Origin of the sequence: uncultured Pseudomonas sp. (assembly GCF_913774235.1) — a bacterium.
GTDB lineage: Bacteria > Pseudomonadota > Gammaproteobacteria > Pseudomonadales > Pseudomonadaceae > Chryseomonas.
This window is the reverse complement of record NZ_CAJYDW010000006.1, coordinates 227,192-252,655: the sequence shown is the minus strand read 5'-3', so window position 1 is coordinate 252,655 and position 25,464 is coordinate 227,192. Positions and strand designations below refer to the sequence as shown.

Sequence of the window (25,464 nt, the reverse complement as noted above, 5' to 3'; positions counted from 1 at the left end):
CGGAGCAGGCCGGCTGGGTCATGCCACCCCCAGGGCGCTGGCCACGGTGGTCACCACCTGGCGCGCCGCGACCGGGCCGGCGTTGAGATAGAAGGCATCGGTATCCACCCGGATCGCCCGTGCCTGGCGCACCGCTTCCAGTCGTGGCCACAGTGGCTGCCGCGCCAGGCTGGCCAGGGCGGTGCCCTGCTCGGCGTAGAACAGCCAGTCGGCGTCGGCCAGGTCCAGCAACTCGGCGCTCACGTCGCGCGAGGTGCCTTTGAAGCGCTGCGCAGCCGGACGGGTCAAGCCCATGGCCTGCAGCAGACCGCCGGCAAAGGAGTCCACGCCCATCAGGCGCAGGCGAGCGCCGCTGGAAAACAGCAGGGAAGCGGAGGGCGGTTGGGCGGCGAGGCGTTGGGCGATGCCGGTGAGCTGACGATCCAGCGTTGCGAGTTGCCCCTCGGCCTGCTCGCGACGCCCCAGGGCGTCGGCCAGCAGCAGGAAGTCCGGTCGCCAGTTGCCGCCGGTGCCGCGGGCCACGACGGTCGGGGCGATGCGCGAGAACAGCTCGAAGCCACCCCCACGCAAGACGGTCCGATTGAGCACGATGAGATCCGGCGCCAGCCGCGCCAGGGCTTCCAGGTCCGGCGCCTGGCGACTGCCCAGGTCGACCATAGCCTCCAGCTCGCCGGCCCGCTCGGCGTAGGCCGCACGTAGATAGGCCGGCGCCAGTTCCCGGTTGTCCACGCGACTGCTGCCGGCGGGCACCACGCCCAGGCTCAGGGCGGCGTCCAGCTGGCCGGTGGAGATCACCGCGATCCGCCGCGGCTCGCGCAGTAGGGTGGTGCTGCCCGCCATATGCTCCACCTGCCGCGGAAACTTGCCGTCAGCGAGCACCGTACGCGCCAGCGCCCGGCCAGGCAGCCCGGCGAGCAGTGCGGTGCAACTGGCGAACTGAATGAAGGCACGACGATCGAGCATGGGGGCCACTGGCTGACATAGAAAGCCCCGCCACGAGGGCCGGGGCCCCCTGGCGGGGCGGCTAGGATAGAGCATTGCCGCCTGGCTGGCACTCGTCAGCGAACTGGCCTGGAGCACCGTGCCAACCGTCGTGCTCCATTCCGCCCCCTCTCCCCCTGGGAGAGGGTTGGGGTGAGGGAACGCCCAGGTCAGAAGCTGACCGTGGCACTCAACCGCGCCGTGCGCGGCTCGCCGACGCTGACCTGCAGCGGGCTGTTGGCGCTCGACGGGTAGTACTGTTTGTCGAACAGGTTGTCGACGTTCAGCTGCAACCGGGTCTGGTAGCCGGTCACCGGCAAGTCCCAGCGCAGGAAGGCATCGGCCACGGTGTAGCTGCTCATGTAGAAGCTGTTGGCCGGGTCGCCAGCGCGTTCGCCGACGTAGCGGGCGCCACCGCCGACATGCCACCCGCCGAGGTTGGACGGTACCAGCAGGTGATGGGTCAGATAGAGGCTGCCGCTGTGCTTGGGCGCCTGGGGCAGGCGATTGCCCTCGTTGGCCGGGTCGTCGAGTACCTCGGTGTGGTCGTAGGCATAGGTGGCGACGATGTCCCAGCGCTCGGCCAGACGACCGGTGAGGTCAACTTCCAGGCCTTGCGAACCGACCTTGCCGGCGGCCTGGCTGATGCTCACGCCACCGACGGTGCTGGTGGTCACCACGTTCTTCTTCTCGATGTCGTAGAGCGCCACGTTCAGGTTCAGGCCAGGCGTCAGGTCGTATTTGGCACCTACTTCGAAGCTACGGCCTTCTTCGGGATCGAAGGTATTGCCGCGGTCGTCGACGGTGGTGTTCGGCACGAAGGAACGACTGTAATTGCCATACAGCGACAGCGTATCGGTCGCCTGGAACACCAAGCCCGCGAGGGGCACGGCCGCGTGATCGCGCTTGTCCAGGTTGACCACGTAGTCCCGGCCCAGACCCTGGTCACTGTATTGCTCGAAGGTCTGGTAGCGCCCGCCCAGCACCAGAATCCAGCGATCGTTCAGGTGCCAATTGTCCTTGACGTAGAGCGAGGTGGATTTCAGGTTGCTGTCCTGGTCGCTCTGGGTGGTGCTCAGCAGGCTGGGCGGCGCCAGATTGCCGTACACCGGCGCATTGATATTGAGGTTGCGCCGCGAGGCATTATTGTTGCGGTAGGTATTGCCGCGGAATTGGTCGTTGTCTTCGTGATCGACGCCCAACAGCAGGTCATGGCGTTGGCCGAAAAGGTCCTGGCGACCGATGAAGTCCCAGCTGGCGTAGGTGGTCTCGTAGTCGTAGTCGGCGCCATTGGCGACCCGCAGCAGATTGCCATTGGCCGCGAGGGAGACGGGTTGGGCGAAGTCCAGGCTGTAGCGGTCGTTGTTCCAGGCATAGGTCAGGCGGGTCTTCCAGTCGTCGCTGAGCTGGTACTCGAAACGGGCACTGGCGGTTTCGGTGATGCCTTCGCTCTTCGCCCACTTCTCGTCGAGGCGCTTGCCGTAGCTGGCGCTGCTCGGATGCCCATTGACGAACACCGTCCCGCGATCCACCGGACCGGTGTAGTCGTTGTAGGAATAGGCCAGGGTCAGGCTGGCACGCTCGCCGGTCCAGGACAGCGACGGCGCCACCAGGGTGTGCTGGTCCACGCCGTAGTTGCGCCAGTAGTCTTCGCTCTGGCGCTCGGCGATCAGTCGATAGGCGAAGCCGCTGTCACCCAGCGGGCCGGTGGTGTCCAGGCCGAGGTTGCCGCCGCCTTCGCTATAGGCCGAGCCGCTCAGGGTGGTGCGCTGCTGGTATTGCGGCTGCTTGCTGACCACGTTGATCAGGCCGCCCGGCTCCAGGGCGCCATAAAGCAGCGAGGCGGGGCCTTTCAGGACTTCCACGCGCTCGGCGGTAGCATCGAAGTTGTGCGAGAGGTTCGAGCGCACCCCATCACGGAAGATCGAACCGTCGTTATTGGTGCCGAAGCCGCGCTTAACGAAGGCGTCCTTGGTGCCAGCCAGGGTGTTGCTCTGGGTCACGCCGCTGACGAATTTCGAGGCGTCGTCCAGGGTGCGTACCTCGTAGTCGTGGATCAACTGCGGGGTCACGGTCTGCACCGACTGGGCTTCTTCCTTGAGCGGCACCTCGCTCTTGCTCGCCGTGGAGGCGGTGGTCGCCCGATAGCTGTCGTCCGCCTCGCTGGCCGTGGTGGAAATGTCCATCGGGGCGAGAGTGGTGCTCTCTGCCGCCAGCAGGCCGGAACTGGTCGCCAGGGCCAGGGTGCTGAGGGCGAAGGGAGCGAAGCGGCGCAAGGCTCTGGGCTGGGTGTTCAAGGGCGGTCTCGATGGGTGGGAAGGGGAGGGTCGGCGATTCTAAGTTGATAGCCATTCTCAAGTAAATCGATTCCCGAACCGTTGGTGTCCTAGCGCGTTGCCGCCCATCACAAAGCGCAGGTATAATGTCGCGCTCCTAAATTTTCCCGCCCGGGAGCGCCCGCCATGCTGCGCATCAGCCAAGAAGCCCTGACGTTCGACGATGTTCTCCTCATCCCCGGCTATTCGGATGTCCTGCCGAAAGACGTCAGTCTCAAGACCCGCCTGACCCGTGGCATCGAGCTGAACATTCCCCTGGTGTCCGCCGCCATGGACACTGTGACCGAATCCCGCCTCGCCATCGCCATGGCCCAGGAAGGCGGCATCGGCATCATCCACAAGAACATGACCGTCGAGCAGCAGGCCGCGGAAGTCCGCAAGGTCAAGCGCTTCGAGGCCGGCGTGGTGAAGGACCCCATTACCATCGACGCCGATGCCAGCGTGCGCGACCTGTTCGACCTGACCCGCCAGCACAACATCTCCGGTGTTCCGGTGCTCTCCGGTCGCGACCTGGTCGGTATCGTCACCTCCCGCGACGTGCGCTTCGAGACCCGCCTGGACATCCCGGTGCGCGACGTCATGACCCCCAAGGATCGCCTGGTGACCGTACGCGAAGGCGCCGACAAGCAGGAAGTCCGCGAGCTGCTGCACAAGCATCGCATCGAGAAGGTGCTGATCGTCGACGCGACCTTCGCCCTCAAGGGCATGATGACCGTCAAGGACATCGAAAAGGCCAAGGCCTACCCCAACGCCAGCAAGGACGACGCCGGTAGCCTGCGCGTCGGTGCGGCCGTCGGTACCGGCCCCGAGACTCCCGAGCGCGTCGCTGCCCTGGTCGCCGCCGGCGTCGACGTCATCGTCGTCGACACCGCCCACGGCCACTCCAAGGGCGTGATCGAGCGCGTGCGCTGGGTCAAGGAGACCTATCCGCAGGTCCAGGTGATCGGCGGCAACATCGCCACCGCCGAAGCCGCCAAAGCCCTGGCAGACGCTGGCGCCGACGCGGTCAAGGTCGGCATCGGCCCGGGCTCCATCTGCACCACCCGCATCGTCGCCGGTGTCGGCGTGCCGCAGATCTCCGCCATCGCCAACGTCGCCGCCGCCCTCGAAGGCACCGGCGTCCCCCTGATCGCCGACGGTGGCATCCGCTTCTCCGGTGACCTGTCCAAGGCCATCGTCGCCGGTGGCTACTGCGTGATGATGGGCTCCATGTTCGCCGGTACCGAAGAGGCTCCGGGCGAGGTCGAGCTGTTCCAGGGCCGCTCCTACAAGTCCTACCGTGGCATGGGCTCCCTGGGCGCCATGTCCCAGACCCAGGGCTCCAGCGACCGTTACTTCCAGGACTCCGCCTCCGGCGCCGAGAAGCTGGTGCCGGAAGGTATCGAAGGCCGCGTTCCCTACAAGGGCCCGCTGGCGGCGATCATCCACCAGCTGATGGGCGGCCTGCGCGCCTCCATGGGCTACACCGGTTGCGCCACCGTCGAGCAGATGCGTACCAAGCCGCAATTCGTGCGCATCACCGGCGCCGGCATGGCCGAATCCCACGTCCACGACGTGCAGATCACCAAGGAAGCGCCCAACTACCGCGTTGGTTGATGCCTAAACTGTTTGTCCTTCTACGTTGCGATTCGGGGCTGTCTAGACAGCCCCGAATCGTCTGAACCTAGCGCTCACCGAGACCTGGCCATGTCCCAAGACATCCACGCCCACCGCATCCTCATCCTCGACTTCGGTTCCCAGTACACCCAGCTCATCGCCCGCCGCGTGCGCGAACTGGGCGTCTACTGCGAGCTGCACCCCTTCGACATGGACGACGCCGACATTCGCGCCTTCGCTCCGCGCGGCATCATCCTCGCCGGTGGTCCCGAGTCGGTCCATGAGGCCGGCAGCCCCCGCGCACCCAAGGCCGTCTTCGACCTGGGCGTCCCGCTGCTGGGCATCTGCTACGGCATGCAGACCATGGCCGAGCAACTCGGCGGCAAGGTCGAAGGCTCCAACATCCGTGAATTCGGCTACGCCAAAGTCGACGTGGTCGGCAAGAGCCGCCTGCTGCAGGGCATCGAAGACCACATCGACGACGACGGCGTGCTCGGCCTGGACGTCTGGATGAGCCACGGCGACAAGGTCGGCAAGCTGCCGGAAGGCTTCCACATCGTCGCCAGCACCCCCAGCTGCGCCATCGCCGCCATGGGTGACGACGAACGCGGCTGGTACGGCGTGCAGTTCCACCCCGAGGTGACTCACACCAAGCAGGGCGGACGCATCCTCTCGCGCTTCCTGAAGGAAATCTGCGGCTGCGAAGCCCTCTGGACCCCGGCCAACATCGTCGAGGACGCCATCGCCCAGGTGCGCGCCCAGGTCGGTAGTTCCAATGTGCTGCTGGGCCTCTCCGGCGGCGTCGACTCCTCCGTGGTCGCGGCCCTGCTGCACAAGGCCATCGGCGACCAGCTGACCTGCGTCTTCGTCGACAACGGCCTGCTGCGCCTGCATGAGGGTGACCAGGTGATGGCCATGTTCGCCGAGAACATGGGCGTCAAGGTGATCCGCGCCAACGCCGAGCAGCGCTTCCTGACCAACCTGGAAGGCGAAGCCGACCCGGAGAAGAAGCGCAAGATCATCGGCCGCACCTTCATCGACGTCTTCGACGCCGAAGCCAGCAAGCTCGACAACATCAAGTTCCTGGCCCAGGGCACCATCTACCCCGACGTCATCGAATCGGCCGGCGCCAAGACCGGCAAGGCCCACGTCATCAAGTCCCACCACAACGTCGGCGGCCTGCCCGAGGAAATGAACCTCAAGCTGGTCGAGCCGCTGCGCGAACTGTTCAAGGACGAGGTGCGCAAGATCGGCCTGGAACTGGGCCTGCCCTACGACATGGTCTACCGCCATCCCTTCCCCGGCCCGGGCCTGGGCGTGCGCATCCTCGGCGAAGTGAAGAAGGAATACGCCGACCTGCTGCGCCGCGCCGACGACATCTTCATCACCGAACTGCGCAAGGCCGACTGGTACCACAAGGTCAGCCAGGCCTTCGTCGTCTTCCAGCCGGTCAAATCCGTCGGCGTGGTCGGCGACGGCCGCCGCTACGCCTGGGTCGTCGCCCTGCGCGCGGTGGAAACCATCGACTTCATGACCGCCCGCTGGGCCCATCTGCCCTACGAGCTGCTGGAAAAGGTCTCCAACCGCATCATCAACGAAATCGACGGCATCTCCCGCGTCACCTACGACGTCTCGAGCAAGCCGCCGGCGACGATTGAGTGGGAGTGATCCCGAGGCCGGCATAGACCGGCACCGAGTGGTAAGAAGTACCCCTAAAGCCTGCATAATTGCGGGCTTTAGGCATTTTTTGGATCTGGCAGGTTCGGGTAGCCTTATGTATCACCAGGCATGATTTTTGGGGGCATGGTACGGGGTACTAACTGCGTCTGATGCCATGCATGACGCTTTATACGATGCCCCTCGTTTCAGGATAGGTACGGTAGTAAGGTAGCCAATAGGTCCGTTTTACTGGGACAATTCCTATTTTTAAGCTTTCAAGGCATGGTTTTTTTCATGGAACAAGTGGAGACCATGCTCACTGACACCAAGCTCCGAGACCTCAAGCTGCAAGATAAGCTTTACAAGGTAATTGATCGCGACGGCTTGTCCGTCGCTGTCACCACGGCTGGGTCTATCTCCTTTCGCTACAACTGCTCCATCGATGGTCGGTAGTAGACCGTCACCTTCGTCTGGTTTCCAGCCACCCTACGTTGCCGGCTGGCATCCGCCTTAATGATGCCGGCGTCGATGGCGAAAACTACGCCCTTGACCAGACCTGCCGCAATGCAGTGCCGCAGTGATTCATTGAGCAGCCAGCGGAACAGGCCGCTGTCACTGAAACGCCCCTGGCGATTCTTCGAGAAGGTCGAGTGATTGGGTACTTCGTCCTCTAGACCCAGTTGGCAAAACCAGCGATCGGCCAGATTAAATGCACCTCATCGCGTAGTTTTCGCTCGGAACGAATGCCGTAGCGGTAGCCAACGATCAGTCCCCACACCATCAACTGAGGGTTGGTCGGGGGGCCAATGGAGCTGTAGAAGTCGACCAGATATGCATGCAAATCGCTGAATCCAGGCACAGGTCGCGAAACAGGTGTTGGGGCGGAACGTGGTCTTCCATACTGAACGATCAGAACAGGCGCTGCGTCCCGTCCGGTAGCTGTCCCGTCATATTTTTCGCTCCGCATCCACTGACAGAGCAATTCTGTCAACAGCATGGTGAAGCAGCTACTTTTTCAACAGAATCGGCCGATAACAGTTGCTGCTTTCGCTCCATATGCTTTGATCCATAGCAGTCACTTCTCAAAGCCCCTCCCCAACCTTCATCTCGTTATCTCTAGGATAGATCCTCACTGCTGACGCTCCGACGCGATTGAGGTAGGATGCTGTGGTAAAGAGAATTCGTATAGCCCCCAATTAGGCGTACTCGCGTGATAAATAAATTAAAGATCGAGAACTTTAAATCCATTAAATCGATTGGCCTTAGTTTAGGTCGCATCAATGTGTTTATTGGGGAAAATGGCGCTGGGAAAAGCAACATCCTGGAAGCCATTGCGTTGGCCGGCGCTGCAAGTGCAGACAAACTCGACAACGAATTCCTTTCATCTAGGGGGATTCGAGTCACTGCTCCCAGCCTAATGAAATGTGCATTTGAAGAATCAGAGCCTAGCTCTCCAATAATTATTAAAGTTATAAAAAGCAAAGAAACCATCACCTACACACTTACAAACGATGAGCAGCCTTATTCAAAGTGGGCATATACTGCAGACCACGAGTACAGTGGCACAATGACCCGTGATGCTGAAGAGATTAAAGTAAGGATCAGGCTGGATAGTTTTCTTGATTCACTAACTACTTTTATGGCTAACACCGACCTTGCCGAAGAAATAAAAAAACAGGCGCTGCACGAATTTTCCACCAAGTGGATTGAGCAAAACCAAACAGTCAATACAAAAAAAACATCAAAAAAATCTGCAGAAACAGCAGGGATCGTTACAGTTGATGGTGACAATGCTTTTGCAAAATATATAGCGGATAGTGTTGAAAAAAATAAAAAAAAGGACATGGAGCGCGCGCGCCAAAAAACTATAAAGCTTTCTGATTTTATTATTTTCTCCCCAGAAAATACTGCGCTTAGAGATTATCAGAAAGAAGGTCAGATACTGCCGTTAGGCATCAATGGCGAAGGATTGCTTCAGCTAATCGAAGTAGAGTCTAAGTATTCAGGTAGTGATTATCTAGAAAGGCTCAATGATTTTTTATCATTATTCGGATGGTTTAGAAGCTTTTCACTTGCAACCGAGCCGTCGGCAAAACAGCCTGTTGATATCGGTGATATTTACATATGCGATAGCCGAAATAAACTAGACATGAGAAGTGCAAATGAAGGTTTTCTTTTCCTTGTGTTCTACTTTGCTCTATTTTCATCGAAGCTAACGCCAGATTTTTTTGCTATCGACAACATTGATGCATCGCTAAACCCAAAACTCTGCAAAAAATTAATAGAAGAGCTGGCCAAGCTTGCCGTCAAACATGATAAGCAAGTTTTACTTACTACACATAACCCCGCTATTCTTGATGGCTTGAATCTAGATGAAGATGAACAGCGTCTATTTGTAATATCACGAGCAATGGAAGGCGAGACAAAGGTTAGAAGAATATTTAAGCCGAAATCAGTTGTCGGCGCTCCCCCTCTAAAGCTTTCCGAAGCCTTTATGAGAGGATCACTCGGTGGACTACCAAAAGGATTTTGAGAATTGCCTAGCTTCGCTCTTATATCTGAAGGAATTACAGATCAAGTTGTAATTGAGTCCATCCTAGACTCATTTTACAAAGGAGAAGTTGACGACTTATCCGTTGCATATATACAACCCACTCGAGACGCTACAGATGTATCGCGACAAGACAGAGAGGACTTCGGTGGGTGGGAGCAAGTTCTTGAGCACTGCTCCATCGCGGAGCATATGTATGAGGCGCTTGCCCTGAATGATTATATAATAATCCAAATAGATTCTGACATTTGTTGGCATCCTGCGATTAAAATAGACCCAGGTTTGCAATGGAATGAGCTAGTCGAAGCCATTCAAAACCTGATCTTAAGTCGAATTGACCCAGCTATAATTGCCAGTCATCAAGAGCAGTTGATTTTTGCAATAGCAATTCATTCCACAGAGTGCTGGTTAATTCCGCTCTACACAAAGGTGCTAGGAGAGCTAAATCGAGTAAATGATTGCGAGGGTTTGCTTGGCTGCATAATTCGGCGCAACAACGGAGTGTTCAAGAAAGAATATAGGATCTTCAAGGATCTAGTACGCCCACTTAGAAAGAAGAAAAATCTGTTGGCCGCCCTATCTTCCTCACCTAGCCTAAATAATTTTGTATCCAAGCTCCCAGTGGTTAAAGATGAAAGTGCCTAGATATCGAAAGTTTAAAACTTCGACATGACAAAAAGGAATAAATTTATTTATAAGGCAGTCAGTCCGCTTTTGGCCGTTAGCTGCCAGTCGTGGATAGCTGCTGTCGCCCCTAGCCACGCGAAAGACTCGTTAGGTCTAATGCAAGCGTTTGGTCAAGTGGGTATAATTTCGCAGCTTGGCGCATTCGCTCTATCGAAAGCCTAAAACAGTCAGTAATTGAGTACAGAGCTTTGGATACTGCCAGGCGCTCGATCTCCAGCCTTCGCGCAATTTCTGGCTGTTTAAGACCAAGTCTATGGAGCGTAATTATTTGCTCTTTTCGGTCAGAAAACCCTATGTCGACCATAAGGCGAGCAATATTTTTGAGCTTGGTCACATGTGCTACCTGAATCGTCAGGCTAAACATGTAGTAAAAGAAATGTGAATCGGCAAACTTCCGCCTGATTTCGCCTGAGGCTTTGCACATATAGAGGGGGAAGGGGAACAGATTTGTTTTTGACGAAAATAAATCTGTTCCACTTTCGATCCTCCAAGCCAAGTTAGCGTCGTGCCCATTGGATTGGTTCTGTAAATTTGTGTCGCTTCCATCGTCACATGGAAAACTGCCTAAACTAAAAGCTGGTTTAAAAGGCAATTCTATCTATAATTGCTGCGGTCATAGTTTGAAGAGTTGGTGCAACGGATGAAGGCGTTGTAGTAATTTTTGAGACTATTGTTTTTCATAGCGTGTGCGAGCAATTTCAGATTCCGGGATTTTCTCTTCTTCCCAAAAGCGGTTAATTTCACCGGAAGTCATGTATTTTGCATGATTCTCGTTTATCTGATTCTCATAGATGTGAGAACGACCAAAATATAGCGCGGATACAAATGCAATGCGGTCTGCAGAGTCTGGATACCGTCTGAGGAACTGTTCTGCAGACACTTCGGATTGAAATGGGATCTTTGGGTAAATGGTGGTCAATAAATTATCTATATGGGTCATGGTAACATACTTATGGTGCTGTTGATAGACTTTATAAGCTGTGTTGTGAGTGGGTTCCACGGCAACAACCAACTTTTCTGGTATCAGAAAATATTTTAATTTCGGTGGCCCAGTTCGCTGTGTCGATGGTCCACTGTATAAGTTTTTTTAATCATGGGTGCTTAGCTTAATAAAGTAATTGTTGAGTAATATTCCGCATACACGATACTCAAGAAATTTTCTAACGGCAGGGTAAATTTCAAGATAAAGAGTGCAGGGGGTAGCGAAGCCGAGAAGGTCTAATTTTTTTGCCAAGTCTTCAAGGTGCTTGATGAATGCGCCAGAATGCAATGTATAAGCTGAGTCACCACGGTTGATGATTGCTTGAATAATGGCGTAGAGTTCTTTCTGATTAACTTTAAAACTTGCAGAAAGTTAGTGCACTTTAAGCGCTTAAAAGTTGTGTCGAATGTTATTTAGGGCTTTTGAGTCTGGCCCATTTGGCATGTAACTGGCAAGAGTGCTGGGGTGCAGAAATAATTCGTCAAATTAGAGGCCTAGCTCGGAATGCTGCCAAGCATATATTCGATAGATTGAAAAAAGCAGTAATGCCTTGAGGCCTCCCGCTGCGAGCCCAGGAGGAGCGTCCTCTACGGAGCTGCACCGATCATCTAAATGTGACACCTAACGGTTAGCTACCGGTTGCTGATTTCTGCTTTCGCCCTTAGCTATGCGAAAGACTTGTTCAGATCGAATGCAGACGCTTGGTTAAGATGTGTGATTACATAGCTTAAGGCAATCACGTGGTCGGAAGTCGAAAGAGGTCAGGAATTGCGCAAAGAGTTCTTGATACTGCTTTTAATAGATTCCCAGTCTGCCATTAATTTCTAGCTAGTCGAAGCCGAGTTTTCGCAGTACTAGGATTTGCTTTTTCAGTCTTTCTGTTTCATGTCACCATTGGGTCGAGCGAGATTTATTAGCGTCACTCTGGAAGGTTCGAAGAGCGCTATGCGTCGCCAATCAAGATATTTACGTCGCTTCCGATGAAAGAACAAATGCATCAAGGTATTCGTGACCACGGAAGAGCAGTCGATACTTGCCGCGCAAACGGGCAGGGTTAAATAGGTGCTTTCTCTGGCTACAGTATTGAAGGATTGCGTCTCGTATTTGTTGGGTCAAATCTTTGAAAGGCTTCGGCATGGAATGCCAGGATGACCTGCGAAAGCCCAGACGTGGCAGGGTGTTGCGAGATTACAGCCGCGAACCGGCAGAACTGAATCAGGGGTTGTCATCTGAGCATAATCGGGAGTCGCCCCCCGCCCTCTCGACAGATCAAACCGCCAACACCTTTCCCAAATGCTCCCCCTTCAACCACCCCCTAATCTCACTCGCCCGCATCGGCTTGGCGAATAGATACCCCTGCGCCCTGGCGCAGCCGAGGTTTTTAAGCGCACCCAGCTCTTCCGCAGTTTCCACCCCCTCCACGATGCATTCCAACTCCATGTCCTGGCACAGGGCGATCAGGGATCTGACGATCTTCACGCTGGCCGGGTCGAGGTGGAGGTTGGTGACGAAGGTGCGGTCCACCTTGAGTTTGGTCAGGGGCAGGGCGTGGATCTGGCTCAGGCTGGAGTAGCCGGTGCCGAAGTCGTCGAGGGAGATGCCGCAGCCCAACTCGCGGAAGCGGCTGATGGCGCGTTGGGTCTGGGGCAGGTCCTGGATGGCGGCGGTTTCGGTGATTTCCAGATCAAGGCATGCCGGGTCGAAGCCGCTGCGCTTGATTAGCTCGACGATCTGCTGGGCGGCGTCTTCCGAGCCGCAGTCGTGGGCGGAGAGGTTGAAGGCCAGGCGGATGCCCGCCGGCCAGCGCGCGGCGGCGTTCAGGGCCTTGTTCAGCAAGGGTAGGGTGAGGCGATTGATCATGCCGACGCGCTCGGCGACTGGGATGAAGTCACCGGGCGGTACGAAGCCCAGCTCGGGGCTTTCCCAGCGGGCCAGGGCTTCGAAGGCCACGGTTTGCTTGCCGTGAAGATCCACGATGGGCTGGAACACCATGTAGAACTCGCGCTCCAGGTCGGCCCGGCGCAGGGCCTGTTCGGTCAGGCCTTCGCGATGGAGCTGTTGGCGATGGGCAGCGCTGAACAGGCAGACGGTGCCGGGGCGGTGGCGCTTGCTCTGATAGAGGGCGTAGTCGGCGTATTCATAGACGTCGGTGGCGGAGGTAGCCTGGTCCGGGTAGGTGGCGATGCCCAGGGAGCCACTGATCTGGATGGGGATGTCCACCAGCCGGAAGGGCTCGCGCAGGCTGGCGCAGAGCGTCTCGCCGAAGGCCCGTAGCTGGTCGTCGCTCAGGGCCTTGGTGATGATGAGGCTGAATTCGTCGCCGCCGAGGCGGGCCAGGTGGACGTCCTCGTCGAGCAGTCCGCTCAGGCGCTGGCCCACCTGATGGAGCAGCCGGTCACCCACGCTATGGCCATAGAGATCGTTGACCGGCTTGAAACCGTCCAGATCGATCAGCCCCACGGCCAAGCGGGTTTGTTGCTCTTGGGCGCGGGCCAGCAGGATGTCGAGCCGGGAAAAGAATTGCCGGCGGTTGGCGAGGCCGGTCAGGCTGTCCTGATTGGCCAGCTTGAGGTTTTCTTCGCTGAGTTTCGCCGTCTGCGCCTGCATGTTCACCAGCCGGGTGAAGTCGGCGTACTGCGCCCTGAGGATGACGAGCATGCCGATGGACACCAGCAGGACGTCGATCGCCGTGGCCACGAAGGTGACGATGGTGGTGGAAGCGAAGAAGACCACGAAAGCCGTGTTGACCACGGCAGCGGTGGCCAGGGCGGCGGGCAGCAGGTGCATCATGCAGAAGATGCAGCCGATGACGGTGATCGCCATGTAGAAGGCGACGTGGGCCTGGGTGTAGCTGTCGCCATAGGGGAACAGCGCCAGCGACCAGGCGGTGAAGGCCACGGCCACGATGGGCGCGAGCCTATTGGTACGTTTGAGCGCCGCCAGCATCTGCGCCGTACTGCGCGTCTGATTGCGCGTGCTTAGCCATTCCGTCGCGCGAACCACGCCGAACACCGTCATGAGTAGCGGGCAATACACCGCCAGCCAGCGTGGCGCGACCTGCAGGTGGGTACCCGCCAGCATCAGGGTGTTGATCAGCAGGATGAAGTACATCATGGGCAACTGGCGCGCCAGCGCGATGTATTGCGCCTTGATCAGGCCAGGATTGTCCTTGGGCACGGACATCGAGGCTCGCATGCCGAGCAGCATTCTCTTCATCGGACGATGCTCTGAAAAAACGACCAGGTAACTAACCGCACGGAATATACTTTTCAGCCTGGATGAAGCGGGGCTGGGCGCTTCGCTTATTGGAAGGTGTCGGCCGCTCCTTGGATTTCTGCAGTCTTTGCGACTGTTGGCACTCTGCCGTCCGTTGGCCCGCCGCGCGCATCCAATAGGGACTGGCGCCGCGCCGGAAATATCTTGCGGACGCTTTATCCAGGGTTTTCTTGAGCCGGGTGAAACCCTCGCACGTCCGTCAGGATGGCTGCTCGGGCCCTCGATCAGCGAGGTGCCTTCGGCGGCCTTGACGTGGCGTGGTGCAGGAGAGCAGGCGGAAAGGCTTGCCGACGTGGGCCAAGGCTTCGCGCGGGGCCGTGGCGTGGCCGGATGCGGCGCGGTCCTCAAGGAGTCCGTGGCCGTCTCGCGAGCCCTGTCTTTGGGATCTGTCGCGCGAGCGGCTGGAGAAGGTCTCTCAGCGCCTCACTTACGAACTCAGCGCACGCCAGGGTCGCTGATCGAGAGATATGCCACCTCTGGCGGAGAAGGGCATCGGGTAGCGCGAAACATCCCGAACGCCCGCCTGAGTGCAGGCTCTGGGCTTGGTAGGTTCAACCGTTCAGCAGCCGCTGAGCTTCAAGGTGGCGGGCGAAGTCTCTTCTCCCGCCGGGCTCGGTTCAGGTGAGTGCCCCTTGTACCAGTGCCGAGTCCACATATTGCTGCATCCGTACGATCCGGCCGTCACGCAGCTGATAGAGATGGACGAAGTGGGCGGTCATCGACTTGCCGGTGGCCTTGTAGGTGCCCGAGTAGATGCCGAAGGCCGCCACCCGGTCGCCCTCGGCCAGATAGGTGTGGACGTCGGCCCGGTAGTCGTCCCATTCCGTTGCCAGCCGCTGGAAGACGCCCTGCAGCAGGGCATCGATACCGACATAGGTGCCGGCATAGGGAAAGCCTTCGGCTTCGGTCCATTCGACGTCGGGTGAGAGGGCGGCCAGCAGATGCTGGATCTTCTCCTCCGGGGACCCTTCGTAAGTTCGGCGGATGATGTCGCGATTGCTGTTCATCTCAACCCCACTGCATTTCGCCGGTGGCGACCTTGGCGCCGATGTCGAGGGCGACGCCCATCGCCAGATTCGGGAAGCGTGCAGCCAGCGCTGCCTTGAGTGCGGCGGCATCCTTGGCGCTCGCCAGGGCGTCCTCGAAGGCCTGTAGATAGGCGCGGGTGTGTTCTAGGGCGGTCAGGTCGGTCGCCGCGCCGGGCGCCAGATGACCGGGCACCACGACGACCGGCGCGCGGGCGGCGATCGCCGCGAGCGTGGCGAGCCAGGCGGAGCGTTGCGCCTGGGTCGGGGTATCGGCGGTCCAGACATGCACCCCGGAGAAGACCAGGACGCCACCGAACACGGCGCGTAGGGAGGGCACCCAGAGATAGCGGCGATTGGCGAGCCCCTCGGCCGCGACGATTTCCACCGTCTCGCCATCGACCTCCAGCGCAGGGCCAGCGAAGGCCTCGGGCAGCACGATGTCGGCCAGGATCTGAGGTCCGTTTTCTTTGAGCTGCGGCCCCCAGACGGCGAGCTTCCTGGCGACGTTGGCCTGGATGGCGGCAAGGGTGTCGGGGTGGGTGAGGACCTGGGCCTGGGGGAAGGCTTCGCGCACCGGCTTGAGGCTGAAGTAGTAGTCCGGGTCCGACTGGCTGATGTAGATCGTCTTCAGTGTCTTGCCGGTGGCCTGGATGGCGGCCACCAGGGCCTGGCCGTCGGGGTAGGTGAAGCCGCCATCGATCAGCAGGGCTTCGGTCGGACCGGTCAGCAGCACCGGCGCACGGAAGAAGCCTTGCTCTCCCGCAGGGAAGTGGGTCCAGTTCAGGCGGCTGGTCTGGGGCGCAGCGTTCATGGGGCGATCCTCGGTAACCTGGATGGTAAGAGCTGAACGTCAGTCGGCCTGCAGTTGAGCGGCCAGGGCGTCCTGGTCGCCGAACAGCGCACTGCTCGGCAGCAGCCGACTACCCTTGGCGTCCTCGATGACCAGGGTCGGCACGCCCTGGGCGCCGAAGCGTGCCATCTCGCGCTGCGCCGCCGCGAGGCGCGCTTCGTAGGCGTCGAGCAGTTCGGCATCGGGCGCCAGCACACGGCGGGCGGCTGCGGGGAAGCCGGCGGTGGACAGGACCTCGGCCACCACGGAGAGCAGGGCGTTATCGAGGCCGTCGACATAGCGGGCCTGTTGCAGGGCGCGCAAGGCCTCGCGTTCGCGTTCCGGCTCGGTCAGGCCCACGGCGACGATGCCCAGGGTTGCCGGCGTCGAGTCGAAGCGGGCGGCGGTCGCCTGGAGCACCTGCCGTTGGTAGGCCGTGGAAAACACCTGCCCGGTGAGGCGTTCGATGCGCTGGTCGTTCTGCCAGGCATAGGCGGCGAAGCTCGCATCCAGCGGACGGGCATTCCCGCCGGCGAAGAGGCCGGTGGGGGCGAGTTGCAGGGTGACGTCGTTGCGGCGCGCGAGGCGCTCCAGGGCCGGATTCGCTCCGTAACACCAGCCGCAGAGGGGATCGAAGAGGTAGGTGATGCGCATGGTCGGTATCTCTCGAAGAGGTGCCGCTACCTTAGCGAACCGACACTGTTGGATAAATCAGGTCCAATGCTACAGTCTGTAAGTCATAGGCTTACGATCAGGCAGGGTGCATGGAAGCGGTCAATCTCAATCGGCTCGCCTACTTCGCGGCCGTGGTGGATACGGGGTCCTTCACCCGTGCGGCCGAACGGCTCGGCATCACCAAGACCGTCGTCAGCCAGCAGGTGGCGAAGCTCGAAGCGGAATTGAAGACGGCGCTGCTGATGCGCACGACCCGGCGGGTCGAGCCCACCGAAGCGGGACGGCTGCTGCATGAGCGTAGCGTGAGCATCCTGCGCCAGGCCGAGGACGCCATCGGCGAGGTGACCCGCGCCAGCCTCGAACCGAGCGGGGTGCTACGGGTAGCGGCCTCCAACGACTACGGCGCCTTCCGGATCGCACCGCTGGCCGCGGCCTTTGCCCGGCGCTATCCGGCGTGCCAGGTCGAGCTGCTGCTGTCCGACAGCAGGATCGACCCGGTCGCCAAGCAGATCGACCTGTCGATCCGCGTCGGTTGGCTCGAAGATTCCAGCCTGCACGCCAGGCGGCTGGGGGACTTCCACCAGTTGCTGGTCGCCACCCCGGCGTTGGCCAGGACCCTGGCGCTCGACGATCCGGATGACCTCGCGACAGCGCCCTTCATCGCCAACGGCGCGCTCAAGGAGCCTTTGACCTGGCGCTTCGCCCGGGGCGAGGCCGAGCGGCGCACGCTGCGGCTGCGGCCGGTGCTCTCGATCAATGCAACGCCCGCCGTGCTCGCGGCGACGCTGGCCGGGGGTGGGGTATCGATCCTGCCGGATTTCCTCGTGGCCGACAGGCTCGCGGCCGGGGAACTGGTCAGGCTGCTGCCGGCCTGGTCGCTGCCGACGGGAGGTATCCACGCCGTCTATCCCACCGCGCGCTTTCGTCCGTCCAAGGTCACCACCTTCGTCGAGCTGCTGGTGGCTGAGGCGGGCCTGGTGTCCGCTGCTCCCTGAGCGGAGATCGGTGGCCTTGGGGCCTCGAACCTCAAGGCCCAGACTCGTCTATCGCCGCTCGTAGACGATGCCCTGGACCAGCACCTGGTCGGGCTCCGTCCTGGCGTCGAATCTTTGGTGCGCCTCGGCGATGGCGGTCTGGTTGGCGTTCGCCCAGTTGACCAGGGCCATGACCGGCGTCAGCAGGGTGTGTCCCAGGTCGGTGAGGGCGTAGTCGACACGCGGCGGAATCGTCGGATACAGGGTTCGCGTGACCAGGCCGTCGCGTTCCAGGCCGCGCAGGGTCAGGGTCAGCATCCGCTGGGAGATGCCGTCGATGCCGCGCTTCAATTCGTTGAAGCGACGCGGACCTCTGGCCAGCAGGGCGACGATGTAGAGGGTCCATTTGTCGCCGATGCGATCGAGGATCTGGCGGGTGGCCAGACAGCCACCCGTGTCGGCGGCGGGCAGGGCGGTCGAGGGCTCGCTGGGACTAGGTGACATGCATGTGCCTTCTTGTGGACAGGGAGGGAACCATAGCATCCTGCAGATGGATTGGTAATTCAGTATAAAAGAATTGCCTGGTTCCTTTTTTATACCTTGGAGTCGTCATGAGCCGCATCCTCCTCGTTACCTCGAGTCCGCGTGGCGCCGAAAGCCTGTCCAGCCGTTTCGCGACGGAGATCGCCGAAGGCTTGAGGGTGCGCCTGGGCGGCACCCTGACCGTACGCGACCTCGCTACCAGTCCACCGCCGCACATCACCTCGGCCTATATCCAGGGCCGGATCCTGGCGCCCTCGGCGCGCAGCCCGGAGCAGGTCGAGGCGGTGCGGATCGCGCAAGACCTGGTGGATGAGTTGCAGGCCGCCGATGTACTGGTGCTCGGTTCGGGCATGATCAATTTCGGGCCGTCCTCGCAGCTCAAGGCCTGGTTCGATCACGTCATCTGGCCCGGTGTCACCTTCGACTATGGTGACGCCGGGCCGCGAGGCCTGCTGACCGCCAAGAAGGTCTATCTGGTTACCGCGGCGGGCGGTCGGTTCGCCGAAGGTACCTGGGCAGCGTTCGATTTCCAGACCCCCTATCTGCTGCACCTGCTTGGCTTCATCGGCCTAACCGACGTCGAGGTGGTGCGGGTCGAAGGCACGGTGTTCGGAGCCGATGCGGTGAAGGCCACCCTCGCCGATACCGCGGCGGCCATCGCGGCCTTGTTGGCAAAGGCGGCGTGAGCTCATGACGGGGAAAAAGATCATCGCCATGTTCGGTGCGACCGGGCCCACCGGCAGGTATCTGATCGAGGAAGCCTTGCAGCGTGGCTACCAGTTGTCGGTCTATACCCGCGACGCCAAGAAACTCGCCGCATTCGCCGGGCGGATCGACATCGTTGTCGGCGACCTGCAGGACTCGCGCGCCCTGGCGCAGTGTATCCGGGGTGCCGATGCGGTCATCAGCGCCTTGGGGCCCAACGCTCTCAGGGTGCCCGGCGACAAGCCGGTCATGCATGGCTTGACCCGCATCATTGCCACCATGAAGCAGGCTGGCGTGCGCCGCCTCATCCAGATATCCACTGCCGCCTATCGTGATCCCGAGGATGGTTTCGCCTTCCAGCCTCGTGCCTTCGCGGCGTTGTTCAAGCTGATCGCCCGCAAGGGCTATGAGGACATCCAGGCGACGGCCGAAGAGGTCGCCCGTTCGGGGCTGGACTGGACACTGGTGCGCATCCCGAATCTCAAGGATGGCCCCGCGACAAGCGGAGTTGCGGTGGGTTGGTATGGCAAGACCAGCCTCGGCACGAGGCTTTCCCGGGGCAATCTCGCGTCTTTTCTGCTCGACCAGGTGACCGCTAGTCAATTCGTGCAGGCCGCACCAGCCATCGCCAACGCCTGACCGCCGTATAGCTTCGCCGGCAGGGCGAGATCAGCAATTCACGAGGCAAAGGTTATGCGAATCGATCTTTACACCGAGATCACCTGTCCCTGGTGCCTCGTCGGCCATCACCGTCTGGACAAGGTGCTGGCGGAGCGTTTCCCCGAGCTGGCCGTGGCTATTCGGCACCATCCGGTCCTGTTGCTGCCGGAGGCGCCAGCCGCTGGCCTCTACATTCCCGACCTGCTGCGCTCGCGCTATGGCATCACGGAGCCACGGGCTGCCTTCTCCCGCGTCGAGGGCGAGGCGCGGGCTTCGGGCCTCGACCTGGATCTCGGGCGACAACGCTGGGCCTATCCCACCCAGGCCGCGCATGCCGTGATCCTGGCTGCCGCTGGGCGCGAGACTCAGCACCGGCTCGCTGTAGCCATCACCCAGGCTTACTTCCTCGCCGCGCGAAACATCGCCGATGCCGAGGTGTTGGCCGATATCGCCGCCGAGCAGGGTATCGACCGCGAGCAGGCTCGCGCAATCGCCCGCGATCCCGAGCAGCATCGTCGCGTCGAAGCGGACGCTGCCAGGGCGGTAGAGGCCGGAGTCCGTTCGGTGCCGCATTTCGTCTTCGGCGCGGGTATAGCCATCCAGGGTGGGCGTAGCGAAGACGAGATAGCCGCGGCTATTCGGGCAGCTATGGGCGCAGGCGCATGTTGAGGTGATGGTTTCGGCCAGTGCTTGGATAAGGAGCAGAATGTCTGCCGTTTGATCGCGGCCATGGGCCGCTCCTACGGATACCGGCTCGACTATGTCAGCAACTGTCTGCTGCTTTATCGTGGCTATGGCGGTCCACCGATGGCAGCCGCTCCTACAGGTAGCAGCTCGCCTGTAGGAGCGGCCCATGGCCGCGATCAGCGAACCCCAGGTCCGGCTACCAACGACGCGGTACCGACACCTGGCCTCCATTCAAACAGGCTTGGAGTGAACAGCATCACGCCAGCGGCAGGCTTTTCACAGCTGGAGCTCTTACCCCAACTTGGTCAACAAGGCATCCGCCGCGGCTTCCGAACTGGCCGGATTCTGGCCGGTGACCAGGTTGCCGTCTTCGAGCACGAATTCACCCCAGTCCGGGCCCTTCTGGTACTGGGCGCCGAGCTGCTTGAGTTCGTCTTCCACCAGGAAGGGCACCACGTCGGTGAGTTGCACGCCAGCTTCTTCGCTGTTGCTGAAGCCGGTGACGGCGCGGCCCTTGACCAGCGGGGTGCCATCGGCCGCCTTGACGTGGCGCAGGACGCCGGGGGCGTGGCAGACCAGGCCGAAGGGCTTGCCGGAGTGGGCGAAGGCCTCCAGCAGGGCGATGGAGTCGCGGGATTCGGCGAGGTCCCAGAGCGGACCATGGCCGCCGGGGTAGAATAGGCCGTCGTAGTCGTCGGCCTGCACCTCGGCCAGCTTGACGGTATTGGCGAGTGCCTGTTGCGCCTCGGGATCCTTCTTGAAGCGTTCGGTGGACTCGGTCTGGGCGTCGGGGGCGTCGCTCTTGGGGTCCAGCGGCGGTTGGCCACCGGCGGGGGAGGCCAGGGTGATCTGGGCGCCGGCGTCCTTGAAGACGTAGTAGGGGGCAGCGAATTCTTCCAGCCAGAAACCGGTTTTCTTGCCGGTGTCGCCGAGCTGGTCGTGGGAGGTCAGGACCATCAGGATCTTCATCGCGCGTTCCTCGAATTCGTAGGGGTATCGCTAGACAGACCCTGAGTCCTGGCTGTGAGTGCCCGAGTTCTTCGGTAAGCCACGAGTACCTCACAGAAGCGGCAGGCCGCCCGGTCGATCCCCGGGCGGCCGTGCGGCTCAGGGGGTATCAACCCCAGCCGAGCGTACCGCCCGGTTCATAGCGCTCGCGGGCCGAGACGGTGCTGGCCACGTCGTCGAGGTTGTGGATGCCCACCAGTTGGATCAGGGAATCCTGGTTGTCCACCCGGCCTTCGGTGCCGGCGTCGCGGAAGACATAGGTGTCCTGGCCGTAGTGGAAGACGGCGGCATTGACGAGGCCGGTGGTGGACTGGGCCACGGTGTTGAGTGCGGCGAACAGGCTGGTGGCCTTGACCAGGGCGGTGTCCTGGATGGTGACCACGGCTTTCTCGTCGTACACCGCAGAGCCGAAGACGATGTCGTCGTCGCTCGCCTTGAAGTCGGTGACCGTCACATGGTTGGCCGCCAGCGAGCGATTGGCGGCGGCGGTGCTGCTGCCATCGAAGTTGACCAGATTGGGATCGACGGTGAGGTGGTCGCGGCCCTCGCCCAGGGTGACGGTGGCGCCGTGACCGAAGCTACCGCTGAGGTTGGCGTTGTGGGCGGCCACGCCTTTGGTGAACAGCAGGTCGACATAGTCGTTGCCGGAGCCGGCGTTGATGACGACGTCGGCCTGCTGGATATGGGCGGCGACCTGGTCGTTGTTGGCGCCGCTGTCGACGGTGATGATCTTGACCCGGGAATTGGCCAGCGAGGCGACGCTGTCCAGTTCCGTGGCGGCGATGGTGCTGACGCTCACCAGGTCCTTGCCGCTGCCGGTGATCACGCTCTTGAGGAAGGCGCTCTGGCTGGCATAGGTATAGTCCGATCCTGAGCCACTCCCATGGAGGAAATCGATCGACAGGCCGACCGTGGACTGGGAGCCGTCAAAGGTCTGCAGGCCGTCGAAGTTGTCCAGCGTGATGAGATCGCCTTCGTGGAATTCGTTGGTCGACACGTCGGTGAGGCTGACGGTGAGCTTGGCGATGCTCGAATCCAGGGTGCTGTCGCTGGTGGTGGCGCCACGAGTATGGCCATCGAGGCGGGTCAGCTGGTGTTCGAAGTGGCCGGTGAGGACCAGTTCGTTCAGCGTCGAGGCGGCCGAATAATGCGGGCCCTGGGCATCGAAGGTCTTGGCGAAGCCGACGTATTCGGGGGTGGTGTTGATGTCGAGGGTGAGGCTGGGCTTGCTCTGGAAGGCGTAGTAGGTGACGCCGTCGAAGGTGCCCGCAGGCTGGGCGGGCGCGGCTACCAGAGGCGCCTTGGCGAAGGTCGGCAGCGCGGCGAGGGCTTGGGTGAAGAGGGGGTGATCGGAATCCAGTGGCTGTTTCTTGTAGGTCATGACGGTCATCCTTAATGCATGCAGGCCGAGCGTTCGCTGGACGGTCTCGCACATCGCGAGGCGTCTTGGCAGCCGAACGTCGCGCTGACAGTGCCCACCTTTTCGCACGCAAACCGCGAACCACTCCGCAATTCCATCGGGCCACTAGTGGCACGCCGCCAAACGGTAGTTCGCTAAAAGTTCAGGCAAACACGGATGAGGACGACGAGCAGCCCCACCGCCAGTGGCGACCAGGCCGTTTTCAGGAGCAAGGCCAGGGCGACGAGGGCCAGTACCAGGTCGGTGAGGCCGTGGATGGCGCCGGTCCAGACCGGGTCGTAGAGGGCAGCGAGCAGCACGCCGACGACGCCGGCGTTGAGTCCGGTCAGGGCGCGTTGCCAGCCGGGGCTCTGGCGCAGGCTCTGCCAGAAGGGCAGGGCCGCCAGCAGGATGAGGGCGCCGGGCAGGAAGATCAGCACTGTCCAGAACAGGCCGTTCAGCCAGGCGGGTAGCGCGGAGGGGGCCAGGGTGCCGAGATAGGCGGCGAAGGTGAACAGCGGGCCGGGCACGGCTTGGGCGAGGCCATAGCCGGCCAGCACCTGGGCATCGCTGACCAGGCCGCTGGGCGCCACGACCCCCTGCAGCAGCGGCAGCACCACATGGCCGCCGCCGAACACCAGGGCGCCGGCGCGGTAGACGCCCGTTGCCAGGGAGGTACCTGGCGCTTCGATGAATGCCGTCCAGAGCGGCAGAAGCAGCAAGGGTAGCGCGAAGAGCGCCAGGGCCAGGCCGCCGAGGCGGCGCGACAGGCCGAGTCGCAGGCTGAGGCCCGCTGGCGTGGCCGGTGGCGCGAGGAAGAGGCGCCCGACCAGGGCGGCGAGGGCCAGCCCCAGCAGCTGTCCGGTCGCTCCGGGCAGCCAGAGCACCAGGCCGGCGACCAGCAGCGCCAGGAGGCGGCGTCGAGCGTCCGGGCACAGCGACCGCCCCATACTCCACACCGCCTGGGCCACCACCGCCACGGCGAACACCTTGAGGCCCTGGACGACACCCGAGTCGGCCAGTTGCGGATAGCGCGCCAGCCCCAGGGCGCAGAGGATCAGCAGCGCCGCGGAGGGCAGGGTGAAGCCGAGCCAGGCCGCCAGCATGCCCCAGCCGCCGGCGCGACCCAGGCCCAGGGCCATGCCCACCTGGCTGCTGGTGGGGCCGGGCAGCAATTGGCAAAGCGCGATCAGCTCGGCGTAGGCCGCCTCGTCCAGCCAGCGCCGCCGGGCGACGAAGGCCTGGCGAAAGTAGCCGAGGTGGGCGATGGGGCCGCCGAAGCTGGTGCAACCCAGGCGCAGGAAGATCAGGAAGACCTGCCAGGGGTTGTCGTGGCCACGGACGATTTCGCGCATGACGGCTCGCTCAGTCGTTGGGCGCTGCTGGAGGGACCACGACCTCGCCATCCTCCTTGACGAAGGGCCCGCGCTGCGGAGTGGGCAGGATCTCCAGTACCCGTTCCGAGGGCCGGCAAAGGCGGGTGCCCAGGGGCGTCACCACGATGGGTCGGTTGATCAGGATGGGATGGCGCAGCATGGCGGCGATCAGCTCGGCGTCGCTGAGCTGCGGATCGTCCAGGCCCAGTTCGGCATAGGGCGTGCCCTTCTGGCGCAGCAGGTCGCGTACCGGGATGCCCAGGTCGGCGATCAGCCGCTCCAGGTGCGCCTGATCGAGCGGGGTCTCCAGGTAGTGGATGACCTCCGGCTCGACGCCACTGTTGCGGATCAGGCCCAGCACGTTGCGCGAGGTGCCGCAGGCAGGGTTGTGGTAGATCGTGATGGCACTGCTCATGGGCGGTCTCGACGAGAAGAGTGGGCACCGCCTTCGTACCAGACGCGCGAGCCGTTCACCAGGCGCACGACCAGCAGCATCAGTGGTACCTCGATGAGGACACCCACCACGGTCGCTAGGGCGGCGCCGGAGTGGAAGCCGAACAGGCTGATGGCGGCGGCCACGGCCAGTTCGAAGAAATTGCTGGCGCCGATCAGCGCCGAGGGGCAGGCGACGCTGTGGCTTTCGCCCACCAGGCGATTCAGCCAGTAGGCCAGCGCCGAATTGAACAGCACCTGGATCAGGATGGGCACCGCCAGCAGGGCGATCACCAGCGGCTGGGCCAGGATGGCCTCGCCCTGGAAGGCGAACAGCAGCACCAGGGTGGCCAGCAGCGCCGCCATGGACAGTGGCCCCAAGCGGCCCAGGGTGCGGTCGAAGGCGGCCTGGCCGCGGCGCAGCAGGGCACGGCGCCAGAGCTGGGCGAGGATTACCGGCAGCACGAGATAGAGGACCACCGAGAGCAGCAGGGTGGCCCAGGGTACCGCGATGGACGACAGGCCCAGCAGCAGGCCGACGATGGGGGCGAAGGCGAACACCATGAGGGTGTCGTTGAGCGCGACCTGGGACAGGGTGAACAGCGGATCGCCCTGGGTGAGCCGACTCCAGACGAAGACCATGGCGGTGCAGGGCGCCGCCGCCAGGAGGATGAGGCCGGCGATGTAGCTGTCCAGCTGTTCTGTTGGTAGCCAAGGGGCGAACAGCTGGCGAATGAACAGCCAGGCCAGCAGGGCCATGGAGAAGGGCTTGACCGCCCAGTTGACGAAGAGGGTGACGCCGATCCCGCGCCAGTGCTGGCGGACCTGCCCCAGGGCGCCGAAATCCACCTTGAGCAGCATGGGCACGATCATGATCCAGATCAGCAGCCCGACCGGCAGGTTGACCTGAGCGACCTCGATCTGCCCGATGGCGCGGAACAGGCCTGGTGCCAGCTGGCCGAGGACGACGCCGGCCAGGATGCAAAGGGCGACCCAGAGACTCAGGTAGCGCTCGAAGGTGTTCATGGGGTTGGCTGGCGGAGGGCAGCGAGGGGGACTATTCATGTGGGGTCTGGCGTT

At 61.6% G+C, this 25,464-nt stretch carries 21 protein-coding genes and 2 pseudogenes; 9 read left to right on the top strand and 14 right to left on the bottom strand.

The genetic code is table 11. The features are described 5' to 3' along the window. Positions 1-18: 18 nt before the first annotated feature. Together QZ471_RS06345 and QZ471_RS06340 are read right to left on the bottom strand one after the other, a co-directional pair. Entirely contained in the window at positions 19-963 is a 945-nt protein-coding gene (locus QZ471_RS06345) for an iron-siderophore ABC transporter substrate-binding protein (RefSeq protein WP_295461894.1), read from the bottom strand. A 188-nt stretch (positions 964-1,151) separates the two neighbouring features. Then, complete coding sequence (locus QZ471_RS06340; RefSeq protein ID WP_295461892.1) at positions 1,152-3,278, bottom strand: TonB-dependent siderophore receptor; 2,127 nt, start codon at positions 3,276-3,278, stop codon at positions 1,152-1,154. A gap of 165 nt (positions 3,279-3,443) precedes the next feature. On the opposite strand from QZ471_RS06340, the gene guaB reads away from it, so the two are divergent. From guaB to QZ471_RS06325, 3 genes and pseudogenes are all read left to right on the top strand, one after another. Further along, positions 3,444-4,913, top strand: coding sequence for an IMP dehydrogenase (guaB, locus tag QZ471_RS06335; protein ID WP_295461890.1), 1,470 nt, complete (start codon positions 3,444-3,446; stop codon positions 4,911-4,913). A gap of 90 nt (positions 4,914-5,003) precedes the next feature. Beyond that, on the top strand, positions 5,004-6,581 hold the full coding sequence (gene guaA, locus QZ471_RS06330) for a glutamine-hydrolyzing GMP synthase (protein ID WP_295461888.1): 1,578 nt from the start codon (positions 5,004-5,006) through the stop codon (positions 6,579-6,581). Between the two features lie 303 nt (positions 6,582-6,884). After that, a pseudogene (locus QZ471_RS06325) lies at positions 6,885-7,022 on the top strand (Arm DNA-binding domain-containing protein); the annotation flags it as partial. A 20-nt stretch (positions 7,023-7,042) separates the two neighbouring features. On the opposite strand, the pseudogene QZ471_RS06320 reads toward QZ471_RS06325, so the two are convergent. Beyond that, positions 7,043-7,472: pseudogene (locus tag QZ471_RS06320) on the bottom strand (transposase); the annotation flags it as partial. Positions 7,473-7,782: 310 nt separating this feature from the next. Between QZ471_RS06320 and QZ471_RS06315 the strand changes: the two are divergent. Both QZ471_RS06315 and QZ471_RS06310 read left to right on the top strand, forming a co-directional pair. Continuing rightward, entirely contained in the window at positions 7,783-9,105 is a 1,323-nt protein-coding gene (locus tag QZ471_RS06315; RefSeq protein WP_295461886.1) for an AAA family ATPase, read from the top strand. A gap of 3 nt (positions 9,106-9,108) precedes the next feature. Continuing rightward, entirely contained in the window at positions 9,109-9,768 is a 660-nt protein-coding gene (locus QZ471_RS06310; RefSeq protein WP_295461884.1) for a hypothetical protein, read from the top strand. A 709-nt stretch (positions 9,769-10,477) separates the two neighbouring features. Here QZ471_RS06310 and QZ471_RS06305 read toward each other — a convergent pair. The 5 genes from QZ471_RS06305 to QZ471_RS06285 form a co-directional block, all read right to left on the bottom strand. Beyond that, positions 10,478-10,750 carry a hypothetical protein gene (locus tag QZ471_RS06305; RefSeq protein WP_295461882.1) on the bottom strand — a complete coding sequence of 91 codons (273 nt, stop codon included), beginning with the start codon at positions 10,748-10,750 and terminating at the stop codon, positions 10,478-10,480. 1,311 nt (positions 10,751-12,061) lie between these two features. Continuing rightward, a complete protein-coding gene (locus QZ471_RS06300) occupies positions 12,062-14,008 on the bottom strand; it encodes an EAL domain-containing protein (RefSeq protein ID WP_295461880.1) in 1,947 nt (648 codons plus the stop codon). A 677-nt stretch (positions 14,009-14,685) separates the two neighbouring features. Further along, on the bottom strand, positions 14,686-15,075 hold the full coding sequence (locus tag QZ471_RS06295; protein ID WP_295461878.1) for a nuclear transport factor 2 family protein: 390 nt from the start codon (positions 15,073-15,075) through the stop codon (positions 14,686-14,688). A 1-nt stretch (position 15,076) separates the two neighbouring features. Next, the gene (locus QZ471_RS06290) at positions 15,077-15,907 is read right to left on the bottom strand and encodes an MBL fold metallo-hydrolase (RefSeq protein WP_295461876.1); all 831 of its coding nucleotides are present in this window, start codon (positions 15,905-15,907) and stop codon (positions 15,077-15,079) included. Between the two features lie 39 nt (positions 15,908-15,946). Continuing rightward, positions 15,947-16,579 (bottom strand): DsbA family protein, encoded by a 633-nt coding sequence (locus tag QZ471_RS06285; RefSeq protein ID WP_295461874.1) that lies wholly within the window; start codon positions 16,577-16,579, stop codon positions 15,947-15,949. Positions 16,580-16,689: 110 nt separating this feature from the next. Between QZ471_RS06285 and QZ471_RS06280 the strand changes: the two genes are divergently transcribed. After that, positions 16,690-17,595 carry a LysR family transcriptional regulator gene (locus QZ471_RS06280; protein ID WP_295461871.1) on the top strand — a complete coding sequence of 302 codons (906 nt, stop codon included), beginning with the start codon at positions 16,690-16,692 and terminating at the stop codon, positions 17,593-17,595. Between the two features lie 48 nt (positions 17,596-17,643). Here QZ471_RS06280 and QZ471_RS06275 read toward each other — a convergent pair whose 3' ends face one another. Next, positions 17,644-18,078, bottom strand: a complete 435-nt coding sequence (locus tag QZ471_RS06275; protein WP_295461870.1) for a helix-turn-helix domain-containing protein — start codon at positions 18,076-18,078, stop codon at positions 17,644-17,646. A gap of 107 nt (positions 18,079-18,185) precedes the next feature. Between QZ471_RS06275 and QZ471_RS06270 the strand changes: the two genes are divergently transcribed. The 3 genes from QZ471_RS06270 to QZ471_RS06260 are packed head-to-tail and all read left to right on the top strand — an operon-like array spanning position 18,186 to position 20,151. Next, entirely contained in the window at positions 18,186-18,803 is a 618-nt protein-coding gene (locus QZ471_RS06270; RefSeq protein ID WP_295461868.1) for an NAD(P)H-dependent oxidoreductase, read from the top strand. 4 nt (positions 18,804-18,807) lie between these two features. Further along, positions 18,808-19,461 carry an SDR family oxidoreductase gene (locus tag QZ471_RS06265; protein WP_295461866.1) on the top strand — a complete coding sequence of 218 codons (654 nt, stop codon included), beginning with the start codon at positions 18,808-18,810 and terminating at the stop codon, positions 19,459-19,461. A gap of 54 nt (positions 19,462-19,515) precedes the next feature. After that, positions 19,516-20,151, top strand: a complete 636-nt coding sequence (locus QZ471_RS06260) for a DsbA family protein (protein WP_295461864.1) — start codon at positions 19,516-19,518, stop codon at positions 20,149-20,151. 309 nt (positions 20,152-20,460) lie between these two features. Here QZ471_RS06260 and QZ471_RS06255 read toward each other — a convergent pair whose 3' ends face one another. The 5 genes from QZ471_RS06255 to arsB all read right to left on the bottom strand — a co-directional run bounded on the left by QZ471_RS06255 (position 20,461) and on the right by arsB (position 25,410). Next, positions 20,461-21,138 (bottom strand): type 1 glutamine amidotransferase domain-containing protein, encoded by a 678-nt coding sequence (locus tag QZ471_RS06255; protein WP_295461862.1) that lies wholly within the window; start codon positions 21,136-21,138, stop codon positions 20,461-20,463. A gap of 148 nt (positions 21,139-21,286) precedes the next feature. Continuing rightward, a complete protein-coding gene (locus QZ471_RS06250; protein ID WP_295461860.1) occupies positions 21,287-22,558 on the bottom strand; it encodes a hypothetical protein in 1,272 nt (423 codons plus the stop codon). A gap of 173 nt (positions 22,559-22,731) precedes the next feature. After that, positions 22,732-23,931 carry a chromate efflux transporter gene (chrA, locus tag QZ471_RS06245; RefSeq protein WP_295461858.1) on the bottom strand — a complete coding sequence of 400 codons (1,200 nt, stop codon included), beginning with the start codon at positions 23,929-23,931 and terminating at the stop codon, positions 22,732-22,734. A gap of 10 nt (positions 23,932-23,941) precedes the next feature. Then, on the bottom strand, positions 23,942-24,367 hold the full coding sequence (arsC, locus tag QZ471_RS06240) for an arsenate reductase (glutaredoxin) (protein WP_295461856.1): 426 nt from the start codon (positions 24,365-24,367) through the stop codon (positions 23,942-23,944). Next, entirely contained in the window at positions 24,364-25,410 is a 1,047-nt protein-coding gene (gene arsB / locus QZ471_RS06235; protein ID WP_295461854.1) for an ACR3 family arsenite efflux transporter, read from the bottom strand. The genes arsC and arsB overlap by 4 nt, the downstream gene beginning before the upstream one ends. Positions 25,411-25,464: the final 54 nt, after the last annotated feature.

Coding starts and splice junctions, on each gene's coding strand:
- arsB (WP_295461854.1), bottom strand. CDS start 25,410: ATGAACACCTTCGAGCGCTACCTGAGTCTCTGGGTCGCCCTTTGCATC.
- QZ471_RS06265 (WP_295461866.1), top strand. CDS start 18,808: ATGACGGGGAAAAAGATCATCGCCATGTTCGGTGCGACCGGGCCCACC.
- QZ471_RS06260 (WP_295461864.1), top strand. CDS start 19,516: ATGCGAATCGATCTTTACACCGAGATCACCTGTCCCTGGTGCCTCGTC.
- QZ471_RS06285 (WP_295461874.1), bottom strand. CDS start 16,579: ATGCGCATCACCTACCTCTTCGATCCCCTCTGCGGCTGGTGTTACGGA.
- guaA (WP_295461888.1), top strand. CDS start 5,004: ATGTCCCAAGACATCCACGCCCACCGCATCCTCATCCTCGACTTCGGT.
- arsC (WP_295461856.1), bottom strand. CDS start 24,367: ATGAGCAGTGCCATCACGATCTACCACAACCCTGCCTGCGGCACCTCG.
- QZ471_RS06300 (WP_295461880.1), bottom strand. CDS start 14,008: ATGAAGAGAATGCTGCTCGGCATGCGAGCCTCGATGTCCGTGCCCAAG.
- QZ471_RS06290 (WP_295461876.1), bottom strand. CDS start 15,907: ATGAACGCTGCGCCCCAGACCAGCCGCCTGAACTGGACCCACTTCCCT.
- QZ471_RS06255 (WP_295461862.1), bottom strand. CDS start 21,138: ATGAAGATCCTGATGGTCCTGACCTCCCACGACCAGCTCGGCGACACC.
- QZ471_RS06345 (WP_295461894.1), bottom strand. CDS start 963: ATGCTCGATCGTCGTGCCTTCATTCAGTTCGCCAGTTGCACCGCACTG.
- QZ471_RS06280 (WP_295461871.1), top strand. CDS start 16,690: ATGGAAGCGGTCAATCTCAATCGGCTCGCCTACTTCGCGGCCGTGGTG.
- QZ471_RS06250 (WP_295461860.1), bottom strand. CDS start 22,558: ATGACCTACAAGAAACAGCCACTGGATTCCGATCACCCCCTCTTCACC.
- guaB (WP_295461890.1), top strand. CDS start 3,444: ATGCTGCGCATCAGCCAAGAAGCCCTGACGTTCGACGATGTTCTCCTC.
- QZ471_RS06270 (WP_295461868.1), top strand. CDS start 18,186: ATGAGCCGCATCCTCCTCGTTACCTCGAGTCCGCGTGGCGCCGAAAGC.
- QZ471_RS06275 (WP_295461870.1), bottom strand. CDS start 18,078: ATGTCACCTAGTCCCAGCGAGCCCTCGACCGCCCTGCCCGCCGCCGAC.
- QZ471_RS06295 (WP_295461878.1), bottom strand. CDS start 15,075: ATGAACAGCAATCGCGACATCATCCGCCGAACTTACGAAGGGTCCCCG.
- QZ471_RS06305 (WP_295461882.1), bottom strand. CDS start 10,750: ATGACCCATATAGATAATTTATTGACCACCATTTACCCAAAGATCCCA.
- chrA (WP_295461858.1), bottom strand. CDS start 23,931: ATGCGCGAAATCGTCCGTGGCCACGACAACCCCTGGCAGGTCTTCCTG.